At 59.0% G+C, this 12,615-nt stretch carries 12 protein-coding genes and 1 pseudogene; 4 read left to right on the top strand and 9 right to left on the bottom strand.

Going from position 1 to position 12,615, the window contains the following annotated elements:
* The first annotated feature begins 23 nt into the window (after positions 1–23).
* Together thiL and pgpA are read left to right on the top strand one after the other, a co-directional pair.
* Positions 24–995, top strand: coding sequence for a thiamine-phosphate kinase (thiL, locus tag ACKLKD_RS19265; RefSeq protein WP_025710641.1), 972 nt, complete (start codon positions 24–26; stop codon positions 993–995).
* Positions 988–1,491, top strand: a complete 504-nt coding sequence (gene pgpA / locus ACKLKD_RS19260; RefSeq protein ID WP_004177266.1) for a phosphatidylglycerophosphatase A — start codon at positions 988–990, stop codon at positions 1,489–1,491. The genes thiL and pgpA overlap by 8 nt, the downstream gene beginning before the upstream one ends.
* A 45-nt stretch (positions 1,492–1,536) precedes the next feature.
* Here pgpA and ACKLKD_RS19255 read toward each other — a convergent pair whose 3' ends face one another.
* Genes ACKLKD_RS19255 through xseB form a run of 4 tightly spaced genes read right to left on the bottom strand, consistent with a single transcriptional unit; the run spans position 1,537 to position 5,596 of the window.
* Entirely contained in the window at positions 1,537–2,511 is a 975-nt protein-coding gene (locus tag ACKLKD_RS19255; RefSeq protein WP_025710642.1) for an aldo/keto reductase, read from the bottom strand.
* Positions 2,512–2,571: 60 nt separating this feature from the next.
* Positions 2,572–4,434 (bottom strand): 1-deoxy-D-xylulose-5-phosphate synthase, encoded by a 1,863-nt coding sequence (dxs, locus tag ACKLKD_RS19250; protein WP_025710643.1) that lies wholly within the window; start codon positions 4,432–4,434, stop codon positions 2,572–2,574.
* Positions 4,435–4,452: 18 nt separating this feature from the next.
* A complete protein-coding gene (gene ispA, locus ACKLKD_RS19245; RefSeq protein ID WP_008805381.1) occupies positions 4,453–5,352 on the bottom strand; it encodes a (2E,6E)-farnesyl diphosphate synthase in 900 nt (299 codons plus the stop codon).
* 1 nt (position 5,353) lies between these two features.
* The gene (xseB, locus tag ACKLKD_RS19240; RefSeq protein WP_002891398.1) at positions 5,354–5,596 is read right to left on the bottom strand and encodes an exodeoxyribonuclease VII small subunit; all 243 of its coding nucleotides are present in this window, start codon (positions 5,594–5,596) and stop codon (positions 5,354–5,356) included.
* A 181-nt stretch (positions 5,597–5,777) separates the two neighbouring features.
* On the opposite strand from xseB, the gene thiI reads away from it, so the two are divergent.
* Positions 5,778–7,226: a tRNA uracil 4-sulfurtransferase ThiI gene (thiI, locus tag ACKLKD_RS19235; protein WP_008805382.1), complete on the top strand. Its 1,449-nt coding sequence runs from the start codon at positions 5,778–5,780 to the stop codon at positions 7,224–7,226.
* A gap of 95 nt (positions 7,227–7,321) precedes the next feature.
* On the opposite strand, the pseudogene ACKLKD_RS19230 reads toward thiI, so the two are convergent.
* The 3 genes and pseudogenes from ACKLKD_RS19230 to panE form a co-directional block, all read right to left on the bottom strand.
* Positions 7,322–7,507: pseudogene (locus ACKLKD_RS19230) on the bottom strand (SRPBCC domain-containing protein); the annotation flags it as partial.
* A gap of 50 nt (positions 7,508–7,557) precedes the next feature.
* The gene (gene yajL, locus ACKLKD_RS19225; protein ID WP_080897010.1) at positions 7,558–8,151 is read right to left on the bottom strand and encodes a protein deglycase YajL; all 594 of its coding nucleotides are present in this window, start codon (positions 8,149–8,151) and stop codon (positions 7,558–7,560) included.
* The gene (gene panE, locus ACKLKD_RS19220) at positions 8,114–9,025 is read right to left on the bottom strand and encodes a 2-dehydropantoate 2-reductase (protein ID WP_080897009.1); all 912 of its coding nucleotides are present in this window, start codon (positions 9,023–9,025) and stop codon (positions 8,114–8,116) included. The genes yajL and panE overlap by 38 nt, the downstream gene beginning before the upstream one ends.
* 219 nt (positions 9,026–9,244) lie before the next feature.
* Between panE and ACKLKD_RS19215 the strand changes: the two genes are divergently transcribed.
* The gene (locus ACKLKD_RS19215; protein WP_025710646.1) at positions 9,245–9,736 is read left to right on the top strand and encodes a YajQ family cyclic di-GMP-binding protein; all 492 of its coding nucleotides are present in this window, start codon (positions 9,245–9,247) and stop codon (positions 9,734–9,736) included.
* A 42-nt stretch (positions 9,737–9,778) separates the two neighbouring features.
* Here ACKLKD_RS19215 and ACKLKD_RS19210 read toward each other — a convergent pair whose 3' ends face one another.
* Together ACKLKD_RS19210 and ACKLKD_RS19205 are read right to left on the bottom strand one after the other, a co-directional pair.
* Entirely contained in the window at positions 9,779–11,143 is a 1,365-nt protein-coding gene (locus tag ACKLKD_RS19210) for an MFS transporter (RefSeq protein WP_025710647.1), read from the bottom strand.
* A gap of 159 nt (positions 11,144–11,302) precedes the next feature.
* A complete protein-coding gene (locus ACKLKD_RS19205) occupies positions 11,303–12,481 on the bottom strand; it encodes a Gfo/Idh/MocA family protein (protein WP_004191717.1) in 1,179 nt (392 codons plus the stop codon).
* Positions 12,482–12,615: the final 134 nt, after the last annotated feature.

Genomic DNA, 12,615 nt, shown 5'->3' with positions numbered 1-12,615 from the left:
ATTATTTTGCTGAGGCATAACGTATGGCATGCGGCGAATTCTCCCTGATTGCCCGTTATTTTGATCGCGTTAAAAGCGCCCGCCTTGATGTTGAAACCGGCATCGGCGATGACTGCGCTCTTCTGAATATTCCTGAGAAAAAAACGCTGGCAATCAGCACCGACACCCTGGTGGCGGGCAATCACTTCTTACCCGATATCGACCCGGCCGACCTCGCCTATAAAGCGCTGGCGGTGAATCTGAGCGACCTCGCGGCAATGGGCGCGGAGCCGGCGTGGCTCACGCTGGCGCTGACTTTGCCGGCGGTGGATGAAGCCTGGCTGGAAGCCTTCAGCGACAGCCTGTTTGTCCAGCTGGACTATTACGATATGCAGCTGATTGGCGGCGATACCACCCGTGGCCCGCTCTCGATGACGCTGGGTATCCACGGCTTTGTGCCGCCGGGACGCGCCATGAAACGCGCTGGCGCGAAGCCGGGCGACTGGATCTATGTCACCGGCACCCCGGGAGACAGCGCCGCCGGCCTGGCGGTGTTGCAGAACCGGCTGACGGTAGATGAACCGTCTGACGCCGATTACCTGCTGGCCCGTCATCTGCGTCCAATGCCGCGCATCCTCCAGGGCCAGGCGCTGCGCGACCTGGCGACCTCGGCGATCGATCTTTCCGACGGCCTGATCTCCGATCTGGGGCATATTCTGAAAGCCAGCGGCTGCGGCGCGCGCATCGATCTCGATGCCATGCCGTATTCCGAGGCGATGCTGCGCCAGGTTGAGCCTGAGCAGGCGCTGCGCTGGGCGCTCGCCGGCGGGGAAGATTACGAACTGTGCTTTACCGTCCCCGAGCTGAACCGCGGGGCGCTGGACGTGGCCCTTGGCCATCTTGGCGCGCGTTTTACCTGTATCGGACAGATTGCGCCGGAGAGCGAAGGGCTGCAGTTTATCCGCGACGGTAAGCCGGTCGCGCTTGATTTAAAGGGATACGATCACTTTGCGTAGTCGAGACGAGGCGCTCAGCCGCCTGAGTATGCGTAATCCGTGGCATCTGCTGGCGACTGGCTTTGGCAGCGGCTTAAGCCCGGTGGTTCCGGGGACGATGGGGTCCCTGGCGGCGATCCCGTTCTGGTATCTGATGACCTTTCTTCCCTGGCAGCTGTACTCGCTGGTCGTGATGATGAGCATCTGTATCGGGGTTTATCTTTGTCACCGCACGGCTAAAGACATGGGCACCCATGACCACGGCAGTATCGTCTGGGACGAGTTTGTCGGGATGTGGATCACCCTGATGGCGCTGCCGACGCTGGACTGGCAGTGGGTGGCCGCCGGCTTCGTGATTTTCCGTATCTTCGATATGTGGAAGCCGTGGCCGATTCGCTGGTTTGACCGCAATATCCACGGCGGAATGGGGATTATGGTCGACGATATCGTCGCCGGCGTGATCTCCGCCGGCGTGCTGTATGTCATTGGCCATCACTGGCCGATCGGTCTGCTTTAACCGCCTCTCCCCGGCAGCGCTACGCTGTCGGGGAAACCCCACCGGTTACTTAAATCCTACCACCGGATGCGGCTGATACGGCGCCTCCAGCTTGTCGATCTGTTCCGGGGAAAGCGTCAAATCCACCGCCTGCAGCAGGTCGTCGAGCTGCTCCTGACGCGACGGGCCGATAATCGGCGCGGCCACGCCGGGTTTGCTTAACAGCCAGGCGAGGGCGACCTGGGCGCGGCTGGCGTCGAGTTCTTCCGCCACATCCGCCAGATTCTCGGCGATCTGCGCGTCGTTTTCTTCGCTGGTGCTGTAAAGCGATTTGCCGAACTCATCCGAGACCAGCCGGGCAGTGGTCTCTCCCCAGGGGCGGGTCAGCCTGCCGCGCGCCAGCGGGCTCCACGGGATCACCGCCACGCCGTTGTGCTGACACAGCGGCAGCATTTCATTCTCTTCTTCCCGGTAAATCAGATTGTAGTGATCCTGCATGGTGACGAAGCGCGCCCAACCGTTCTGTTGCTGCAGCGCCAGCGCCTGGGCAAACTGCCGGGCATGCATGGACGAGGCGCCGATATAGCGGGCTTTGCCCGCTTTCACCACCTCGTCCAGCGCTTCGAGCGTCTCTTCAATTGGCGTACTGTAGTCCCAGCGATGGATCTGCAGCAGATCGACATAGTCCATGCCAAGACGGCGCAGGCTGTCATCAATAGAGCGCAGGATCTGTGCCCGGGAAAGGCCTTCCGCCAGATCGCCGACCTGGTGATACACCTTGGTGGCGACAATCACCTCGTCGCGGCGGGCAAAGTCGCGCAGGGCGCGACCGACGATCTCTTCGCTGCTGCCGTCGGAGTAGCTGTTTGCGGTATCGAAGAAGTTGATGCCGCCTTCAATGGCGTGCTGGATAAGCGGGCGGCTGCTCTCTTCCGGAAGCGTCCAGGCGTGTCTGCCGCGGTCCGGCTCGCCGAAGGTCATACAGCCGAGGCAGAGGCGGGAAACACGTAAGGCCGTATCACCGAGGGGAATGTAGTGCATAGTGCGCTCCTGCTATTCATCAAGGGTATCCCTTAAGCATAGCAGGAGCAGGTGGGGCAATTATGCCAGCCAGTCGAGGATTTTGGCTTCAATACCGGCGGCATCGAGGCCGAGATCGGCGCGGATCTCTTCCTGAGTGCCCTGAGGAATAAAATAATCCGGCAGGCCAATATTGAGCACCGGTACCGCCCGGCGATGAGCCATCAGCACTTCGTTCACGCCGCTGCCGGCACCGCCCATGATGGCGTTCTCTTCCAGCGTCACCAGCACGTCATGCTCACCGGCGAGCTGCAGGATCAGCGCGGTATCCAGCGGCTTCACAAAGCGCATATCCACCAGGGTCGCGTTGAGTTTGTCCGCCACCGCCGCGGCCTCCGGCAGCAGGGTGCCGAAATTAAGGATCGCTATCTTCTCGCCCTGGCGTTTCACCACCCCTTTGCCGATCGGCAGCGACGCCAGCGGTTCCAGCGTCGCGCCAGTGCCGCTGCCGCGCGGATAGCGCACCGCGCTTGGCCCTTCGCTGTAGTGGTAGCCGGTGTACAGCATCTGGCGACATTCATTTTCATCGCTCGGGGTCATCACCACCATATCCGGAATACAGCGCAGGAAGGAGAGATCGAACGCCCCCTGATGCGTCTGGCCGTCTGCGCCGACGATCCCGGCGCGGTCGATAGCAAACAGCACCGGCAGCTTCTGGATAGCCACATCGTGGATCACCTGATCGTAGGCTCGCTGCAGGAAAGTGGAGTAGATGGCCACTACCGGCTTGTAGTCGCCAATTGCCAGTCCGGCGGCGAAGGTGACCGCATGCTGCTCGGCGATGGCGACGTCAAAGTACTGATCGGGGAATTTTTTCGAAAATTCCACCATCCCGGAGCCTTCGCGCATCGCCGGGGTGATCGCCATCAGCTTGCTGTCTTTGGCGGCGGTTTCGCACAGCCAGTCGCCGAAGATTTTCGAGTAGGTGGGGAGACCGCCGCTGCTTTTGGGCAGCACGCCGCTGGTATGGTCGAACTTCGGCACCGCATGGAAAGTGATGGGGTCTTTCTCGGCGGGCTCATAGCCGCGGCCTTTTTTGGTCATAATATGCAGGAACTGCGGGCCTTTCAGGTCGCGCATGTTCTTCAGGGTGCTGACCAGACCGAGCACATCATGGCCATCCACCGGCCCGATGTAGTTAAAGCCCAGCTCTTCAAACAGCGTTCCCGGCACCACCATGCCTTTGATATGTTCTTCGGTCCGCTTAAGCAGTTCTTTAATCGGCGGTACGCCGGAGAAAACCTTTTTGCCGCCTTCGCGCAGGGTGGAGTAGAGCTTACCGGAGAGCAGCTGCGCCAGATGATTGTTCAGCGCGCCAACGTTCTCGGAAATCGACATTTCATTGTCATTCAGCACCACCAGCAGGTCGGGTTTGATGTCCCCGGCGTGGTTCATCGCCTCAAACGCCATGCCGGCGGTGATCGCCCCGTCGCCAATCACGCATACCGCGCGCCGCTGCTTATCCTCTTTCGCGGCGGCGATAGCCACCCCGATACCGGCGGAAATGGAGGTGGAGGAGTGGCCGACGCTCAGCACGTCATACTCGCTTTCACCGCGCCACGGGAAGGGGTGCAGGCCGCCTTTCTGGCGAATGGTGCCGATTTTATCCCGGCGGCCGGTCAGAATTTTATGCGGGTAGGCCTGATGGCCGACGTCCCAGATCAGGCGATCGAACGGCGTGTTATACACGTAGTGCAGCGCCACGGTCAGTTCCACCGTGCCGAGGCCAGAGGCAAAGTGACCGCTGGAGCGGCTGACGCTGTCCAGCAGATAGCGCCGCAGCTCATCACACAGCTTCGGCAGGCTCTCTTTTGGCAACAGGCGCAACTCCTGGGTGGAATCTACCAGCGCCAGGGTCGGGTATTTGGCAATATCAAAACTCATCAGAGACTCATTTATTGTTTATTTATCGCGCTGAATAATGTAATTCGCGAGCGCTTCCAGTGCCGAAGTATCCAGAGATTGTGCGGCCAGCTCATCTAACGACCGGCGGGCATCAGCGATCAGGTCGTGCGCTTTCTTCCGGGCTTGCTCAAGACCCAGGAGGGCGGGATAGGTGCTTTTACCCAATTGCTGGTCGGCACCCTGACGTTTGCCAAGGGTCGCAGTATCCCCTACCACGTCGAGAATGTCATCCTGGACCTGGAAGGCAAGACCGATATTTTCCGCATAGCGATCCAGCGCGGGCAGGGCAGCGCGGCCGCGTTCGCCGGCGCTCAGCGCCCCCATCCGGACGGCGGCGCGGATCAACGCCCCCGTTTTGTGGCGATGGATACGCTCCAGCGCCTGCAGATCCACCTGCTGTCCTTCCGCCTCCAGATCCAGCGCCTGGCCGCCGCACATACCCGCCACGCCGCTGGCCTGCGCCAGTTCGGAGACCATCGCCAGCCGGTCCCGATCAGAGACGTCGGCCATCGGCGCATCACTCAGTATAGAGAACGCCAGCGTTTGCAGGGCATCTCCCGCAAGAATTGCGTTGGCTTCGCCAAATTTAATATGACAAGTCGGCAGTCCGCGACGCAGATCGTCATCATCCATCGCCGGCAAATCATCATGCATCAGGGAATAAGCATGAATACATTCGACCGCCGCGGCGGGGGCATCGAGCGTGGTGCGGCTGACGCCGAACATCGCGCCGGTGGCATAGACAAGGAAGGGGCGCAGGCGTTTACCGCCTAAGAGTGCGCCATAATGCATCGCTTCCACCAGCGGAGTGTTCTGAAAGGGCTGCGGCGCGATAAAACGGCGCAATGCCCCATTAGCCTGTTCCACACAGGCCTGCAATTGTTGCGGGAAATCCATTTTATTCAGCGTCCGGCGTAAAAGGCGTGGTCGGGGAATCTTCACTATCCGCCAGCAGGATCTGCACGCGCTGTTCGGCCTTCTGCAGCTGACTTTGCCCCTGGCGCGCCAGCTGTACGCCGCGCTCAAATTCGCTTAGCGCTTCCTCTAACGGCAAATCGCCGCTTTCCAGACGGTTAACGATCTGCTCCAGTTCGCCCAGAGCGGTTTCAAAGCTGGCCGGGGCCTCATTTTTCTTTGGCATAGTGAATGTAGACTCTTGTTATGTCGCGACGGCAATACCGGGTATGGTAACGAAGTCACGCGTGTAAGCAAATAACGCGCAATGGTGATATACTCCGCGCCCAGGATGCAGGCACCGGTGTGCGCTGCTTTACAACTTTTGCTTATAGCCCCGTCGGGCTTGCCAACGAACTATTGTCGCCATGAAGTTTATCATTAAATTGTTCCCGGAAATCACCATCAAAAGCCAATCTGTGCGGTTGCGCTTCATTAAAATCTTAACCGGGAACATTCGTAACGTTCTCAAAAATTATGACGAGACGCTGGCCGTCGTCCGTCATTGGGATCATATCGAAGTTCGCGCGAAAGATGAAAATCAGCGCCCGGCTATTCGCGATGCGCTGACCCGTATCCCCGGCATCCACCATATTCTGGAAGTCGAAGACGTACCGTTCACCTCGCTGCACGATATTTTTGAAAAGACGCTGCCGCTGTGGCGCGAGGCGCTGGAAGGCAAAACCTTCTGCGTGCGTGTGAAGCGTCGCGGCAAACATGAATTCACCTCAATTGAGGTGGAACGCTACGTCGGCGGCGGTCTGAATCAGCATATTGAAACGGCGCGCGTGAAGCTGACCGACCCGGACGTCACCGTCAATCTCGAGATTGAAAACGATCGCCTGCTGCTGGTGAAAGGCCGCTATGAAGGCATCGGCGGCTTCCCGATCGGCACCCAGGAAGATGTGCTGTCGCTGATCTCCGGCGGCTTTGACTCCGGCGTTTCCAGCTATATGCTGATGCGCCGCGGCTGCCGCGTGCACTACTGCTTCTTTAACCTTGGCGGCGCCGCCCATGAGATTGGCGTTCGCCAGGTCGCGCATTACCTGTGGAACCGCTTCGGCAGCTCGCACCGTGTTCGCTTTGTGGCGATTAACTTTGAGCCCGTGGTCGGCGAAATCCTCGAAAAAGTGGACGACGGTCAGATGGGCGTCGTGCTCAAGCGCATGATGGTCCGCGCCGCGTCAAAAGTCGCGGAACGCTACGGCGTGCAGGCGCTGGTCACCGGCGAAGCGCTGGGCCAGGTTTCCAGTCAGACCCTCACTAACCTGCGTCTGATCGACAATGTCTCCGATACTCTGATCCTGCGCCCGCTGATTTCGCACGATAAAGAGCACATCATCGACCTGGCGCGTGAGATCGGCACGGAAGATTTCGCCCGCACCATGCCGGAATACTGCGGCGTGATCTCGAAGAGCCCGACCGTGAAGGCGGTAAAGGCGAAGATTGAAGCGGAAGAAGAACACTTCGATTTCAGCATCCTCGATAAAGTGGTGGAAGAGGCGAGCAATATCGACATTCGCGATATTGCCCAGCAGACGGAAGCCGCCGTGGTTGAAGTGGAAACCGTGACCGGCTTTGGCGCTAACGACGCGATCCTCGACATCCGCTCCATTGACGAGCAGGAAGACAAGCCGCTGAAGGTCGAGGGCGTTGAAGTCGTTTCGCTGCCGTTCTACAAGCTGAGCACCAAATTTGGCGATCTCGATCAGAGCAAAACCTGGCTGCTGTGGTGCGAGCGCGGGGTGATGAGCCGTCTGCAGGCGCTCTATCTGCGCGAGCAGGGCTTCAGCAACGTGAAAGTTTATCGCCCGTAACGGGTTGCCATCCATATTGAAAAAGGCCTTCCCCGATGGAAGGCCTTTTTGTCATCCCCGGGCCAGCGCATTAGCGCAGGGTCATCGCCAGGTCACATGACCGTGTGAAACGCGCCGCCAGAGCGAAAATCAAAGGCCAGTACCTCGATTTGCCAGGGCTTCGGGCACCACCAGATTTTGAGCAAGGCAGGATCGGCCCACGCGCGCCACAGGGCAGAGGCGGGCGCGCTGAGCTGACGGCTGATGACAAGATCGCGAGAATCGGTTGCGCTACGGGACATGCTACGACTCCTCAGGAAAAGGGGAGCCAGTCCGCGGCGCGGACCGGCTATCAGGCTTCGTAGTAATTATAGATGCCGGCGGCCATCACCAGCTGCGAGGCGACCTCATACGCTTTCTCGCGACCCACCAACAGGTCAATCATTTTCAGGGCGAAATCAATCGATGTCCCCGGTCCCTGGCTGGTTAACAGATTCACCCGTGGATCCCAGACCACCCGTTTATCCTGCCACTGATCGGCGGGGATATGTTCCTTCAGCGCCGGAAAACCGGTCATGTTACCGATCGGGAACAGCTGATGGGGCACCAGCACGGTCGCCGGGGCGGCGCAGATGGCGGCCACAATGCGGCCTGAGAGGTGGAACTGTCGGACGGTTTCCACCAATAGGGGGCTGTCGCGGAAGCACTCTGCGCCCTTGATGCCGCCCGGGAGGACGATGATATCGAAATCACCATCGGCCACCTCGACCAGCGGCGCATCCGCCAGCAGTTTGACGCCGCGCGAGCAGACGATGGTCAGGCCGCCGTCGCTGGCGACGCTGGCGGTGTTTACCTTCACTCCGCCGCGGACCAGCAGATCGATAGTGGTGACCGCTTCGGTCTCTTCGCTACCAGGGGCGAGGCAAATCAGTGCCGACGCGCTCATATTCATTCTCCTTACGCTTGATCAATTCAAATAAGCGGGCGTTTTCCGGTACGGCAACGCCGTGGGCGCGGGCGCGGTTGAGCAGAAAACCGGTGATATAGTCGATCTCCGTGTGCCGCTGGGCGCGGATGTCCTGCAGCATGGATGAGATATTTTCTGCCGTACTTTCAATCACCTGTTCGACATAAAATAGCAGGTTTTCCGCCGAGGTATGAATACCTTCGCGCTCCATCACCGCCGCCACCTCGCGGCAAATCGCGGCAACTTCCTGCGGATAGTTGCGCAGATCGCCGTTTTTACATCCTTTAAGCGCGGTCAGGGGGTTAATGACGCAGTTAACCGCCAGCTTGCGCCAGGTGGCTGAGTGAATGCTATTGTGCCAGGCGACGTCCGGCAGCACGCGCTGTAGCACTTCAGCGAGGTAGCTGTAGTCCTCTCCATAGCTTTTCGCCGGTCCGATATGGGTCGTGCCCTGGGCGACGTGGATGATAACATTACCGTCGCGCCGTGCCGCCTGGGTGGTAGAGGCCAGCAGCAAGGGTTGTTTCACACTGCGCAGTTCTTCGACGGTGCCCATTCCGTTATGCATCAGCACTATCGGTGTGGTGATCGGCAGGATCCCGGCCAGGTGCTTCACCGCGTTCGAAACCTGCCAGGCTTTTAAGGTAACAATCAGCAGTTCGCTGCCGGCAAGAAAATCGGGGTCGTTGGCCGTCAGCGACTCGTTGAACACCGAGCCATCGGTTTCAATGACATTAACGCTACAGAATGGCTGAGGTACGCGCAACCAGCCCTGGACTTCATGTCCCTGTTTGCACAACGCGGTCAGCCATAATTGTCCAAGAGCACCGCATCCCAGTACGGTTACTTTCATTCTTCCTCCTCATCTGCCACTACCCCAGGCGCTGATGGCTCAAGTATATCTCATCGCATTTCGCATCGCCGGACGGCAGGGGGCGCTTCAGCACCGTCGGGCACAGCGGGGAAAATAGCGCGAGCGTTGTGTAATCAGCTAAGCTTCCGGGATAACAAGTTGAGTTATGCCGCGTTGCAGGTATTATGCAACGCAAAAGAAACGGAAGGAGAGGAAAAGATGCCATCTTTCGATATTGTCTCTGAAGTTGATCTTCAGGAAGCCCGTAACGCGGTGGACAACGCGAGCCGCGAAGTCGAGTCGCGTTTTGATTTTCGTGGCGTTGAAGCCACGTTTGAATTAAACGACGCCAACAAAACCATTAAAGTGCTGAGTGAGTCTGACTTCCAGGTGAACCAGCTGCTGGATATCCTGCGCGCCAAGCTGCTCAAACGCGGTATTGAAGGCACCTCCCTCGACGTGCCGGAAGATATCGTGCACAGCGGTAAAACCTGGTTTATTGAAGCGAAGCTGAAGCAGGGCATTGAAAGCGCGGTGCAGAAGAAGATCGTCAAACTGATCAAAGACAGCAAGCTGAAAGTGCAGGCGCAGATTCAGGGCGAAGAGATCCGCGTGACCGGTAAGTCCCGCGACGATCTGCAGTCGGTGATGGCGCTGGTGCGCGGCGGCGATCTGGGACAGCCGTTCCAGTTCAAAAACTTCCGCGACTAACGCGGCGTCAAACAGCAAAAAGCGGGGAATTCCCCGCTTTTTTTATACCCCTTTGATGAGCTGCTCTATCTCGAAGCGGTTGGTGACCTTGCTGTCGATTTTGATATACACCGAGCGCTCCTCAGGCACCACCAGCGCCTGATGAACCCCGCTGGCGTTCAGCAGACGCGCCTGCAGAGCATCATCGACCACCACGCCGTCCGGTACCTCCACCCGCAGGCTGCTGACGTAGGGCGGCTCGCTCATGGTACTCGCCACCAGCAGCCACAGCATCGCCAGCAGGGCGCCCAGCAGAAACACGGTCTGCGAATCAAAGAACCCATCGACCCAGCCGCCAAGCGCACCGCCAATGGCTACCCCGAGGAACTGGCTGGTGGAGTAGACGCCCATCGCGGTGCCTTTGTAGCCCGCCGGCGACTCCTTACTAATTAAGGACGGCAGCAGCGCTTCCAGCAGATTAAACGCCAGGAAGAAGAGCTGGACGCCCGCCACCAGCTCCCAGAAGTAGCCCCCGGCGCCCCAGAGGACAATTTCCGCAATCAGCAGGATGGCGACACACAACAGGAAGACGCGCTTCATCTTGCGCTTCACTTCGGCGTAGATGATAAACGGCACCACCGAGATGAACGAGATAACCATAGTCACCAGATAAATCTTCCAGTGCTCGGCGGCCGGAAAGCCGGCGGCCTCGAGCTGTCCGGGCAGCGCGACAAAGGTGGACATCAGCATGATGTGCAGACACATGATGCCAAAGTTGAGTTTTAGCAGGCGCGGTTCCGCCAGTACCTTGCTAAAGCAGCCCTGCACCATCCCCGATTCGCGGTTGAGCACGTGGTTATGGCTGTTGGGCACCACCCACAGGGTGAGCAGGATGCCGAGGGTCGCCAGGATGGCGATCATCCAGAATAGCGCGTGCAGCCCCAGCTGGTGAGTGACAATTGGCCCCAGCACCATGGCGATGGCGAAAGTCACACCGAAACTGACGCCGATAAACGCCATCGCTTTGGTGCGGTTCTGTTCGCGGGTGAGATCGGACAGCAATGCCATGACCGCGGCGGCGATGGCGCCGGAGCCCTGCAGGGCGCGGCCAAGAATGATGCCCCAGATAGAGTCGGTGAGCGCGGCGATGACGCTGCCGAGTACAAAAATAAGCAGGCCGCCGACGATCAGCGGCTTACGGCCAATACGGTCAGATAACAATCCGAAGGGGATCTGAAAAACTGCCTGCGCCAGGCCGTAGATACCGATCGCCAGGCCAATCAGCGCTTCACTGGCGCCCTGCAATGCCATGCCATACGTGGTCAGAACCGGCAGGACCATAAACATGCCAAGCATGCGCAGGGAGAATACGGTCCCTAAACCCCAGGTCGCGCGCAGTTCCCCTGGCGTCATTTTGTTATCGTTCATTACCACCTCAATATAAAAACTGCGCCTAGTGTAGCGGCGGGGGGTAAGAAGCGTAAATAAATGTTTGTTTAACAGATATTACGGGGCTGTTGCGCGATGAGGTAAGTTGGTAAAAATCAATACACCAGTGGAGGGGGACTCCACTGGCGAGGGGGAAAATTAAGGTAAAGTAAAGTCAACCCACTGGCTGCCTGCGTCAGCCGATTTCACGCACTGCTCGACCCAATAGACGCCGTGCAGCCCGGCTTCGACATCCGGATACCAGAAGTCTTGCAGGAAGGCGCGATCGTCACGGTCCGTGGCGTCAATCGCCTGCGCATAGCGGCGATAGAGGTTGGCCCAGGCTTCGAACAGCCCTTCCGGATGGCCGCCGCCGATGCGGTCATCCGCCAGCGCGTTCGGTGACAGGTAGGGCATTCCGCGCTCCAGGATCCGCGCCGGCTCGCCCTGCACCTCATAGCTGAGCTGGTTAGGATGCTCGTCCCACCATTCGATGCTCGCTTTTTCGCCGACGATACGCACTTTTTGTGAGTGCATGGCGCCGCTGTTGACCGCGCTGGTCCACATCGAGCCGACCGCGCCGTTGTCATATTCCATCAGGACAAAGGCGTTATCTTCCAGCGGCGCGCGGGAGGGAACAAAGCTCTGACGGGAGCACATCAGCCGTTTGATATTGAGCTGCGGCGCCATGGTTTCGGCGACAAACAGCGGATGAGTGGCCAGATCCCCCAGCACATAGCTGGGCCCGGCAAACTTCGGCGTCACGCGCCAGCGGGTGGATTCCGCCTGCAGCTCGACGGCCTGGTTATGAAAGCCGTGGGCGAACTGCATGTTAACGATGCGGATCTCGCCGAGCAGCCCATCGGCAATCATCTGCCGTGCCTGCTGGATCATCTGATAGCCGGCATAGCCGTAGGTAACGCCGACGATTTTGTTCTGTTTTTTGCTCAGGTCCACCAGCTCGCGCGCCTCTTCGGCGGTAAAGCAGAGGGGCTTTTCACAGATGACGTGGAGGCCCGCCTCCAGCGCCGCTTTGGTGATGGCGAAATGGGTATTGTTCGGGGTAGTGACCGAGACGACCTCGATGCCGTCAGGGCGCTGCGCCTCTTCACGAAACAGGGTCTGGTAGTCGGCGTAGCAGCGCTCCGGCGCGATGCCCAGCTGCTCACCGAACGCGCGCCCGCGCTCGGCATCGACGTCAAGCGCGCCGGCCAGCAGGGTATAAACATTGTCACGCAGCGCCGCACAGCGGTGGCTGTAGCCGATCTGACTGGTTCCCCCGCCGCCGACCATGCCCCAACGCAGGGAGCGGGATAAGGGTTTCAGGCCGTTTAACATGGTGCTCTCCTTTTTGAAATAATTCGCACTCTGAGGCGCTTAATGCCGACGCCTGCGGCAACGCGCATCCGGATAGACTGATTTAAAGTTAAGGAAATGTTTGTTCTGATTCAATTTAAATATGAAATTTATTT

This window comes from Klebsiella sp. 10982, from assembly GCF_048589245.1.
GTDB lineage: Bacteria > Pseudomonadota > Gammaproteobacteria > Enterobacterales > Enterobacteriaceae > Klebsiella > Klebsiella quasivariicola.
The sequence above is the reverse complement of the archived record's forward strand: the minus strand, read 5'-3'. Positions and strand labels throughout refer to the sequence as shown.

Coding starts and splice junctions, on each gene's coding strand:
- thiL (WP_025710641.1), top strand. CDS start 24: ATGGCATGCGGCGAATTCTCCCTGATTGCCCGTTATTTTGATCGCGTT.
- ACKLKD_RS19210 (WP_025710647.1), bottom strand. CDS start 11,143: ATGAACGATAACAAAATGACGCCAGGGGAACTGCGCGCGACCTGGGGT.
- panE (WP_080897009.1), bottom strand. CDS start 9,025: ATGAAAGTAACCGTACTGGGATGCGGTGCTCTTGGACAATTATGGCTG.
- ACKLKD_RS19205 (WP_004191717.1), bottom strand. CDS start 12,481: ATGTTAAACGGCCTGAAACCCTTATCCCGCTCCCTGCGTTGGGGCATG.
- ACKLKD_RS19255 (WP_025710642.1), bottom strand. CDS start 2,511: ATGCACTACATTCCCCTCGGTGATACGGCCTTACGTGTTTCCCGCCTC.
- ACKLKD_RS19215 (WP_025710646.1), top strand. CDS start 9,245: ATGCCATCTTTCGATATTGTCTCTGAAGTTGATCTTCAGGAAGCCCGT.
- dxs (WP_025710643.1), bottom strand. CDS start 4,434: ATGAGTTTTGATATTGCCAAATACCCGACCCTGGCGCTGGTAGATTCC.
- ispA (WP_008805381.1), bottom strand. CDS start 5,352: ATGGATTTCCCGCAACAATTGCAGGCCTGTGTGGAACAGGCTAATGGG.
- yajL (WP_080897010.1), bottom strand. CDS start 8,151: ATGAGCGCGTCGGCACTGATTTGCCTCGCCCCTGGTAGCGAAGAGACC.
- thiI (WP_008805382.1), top strand. CDS start 5,778: ATGAAGTTTATCATTAAATTGTTCCCGGAAATCACCATCAAAAGCCAA.
- xseB (WP_002891398.1), bottom strand. CDS start 5,596: ATGCCAAAGAAAAATGAGGCCCCGGCCAGCTTTGAAACCGCTCTGGGC.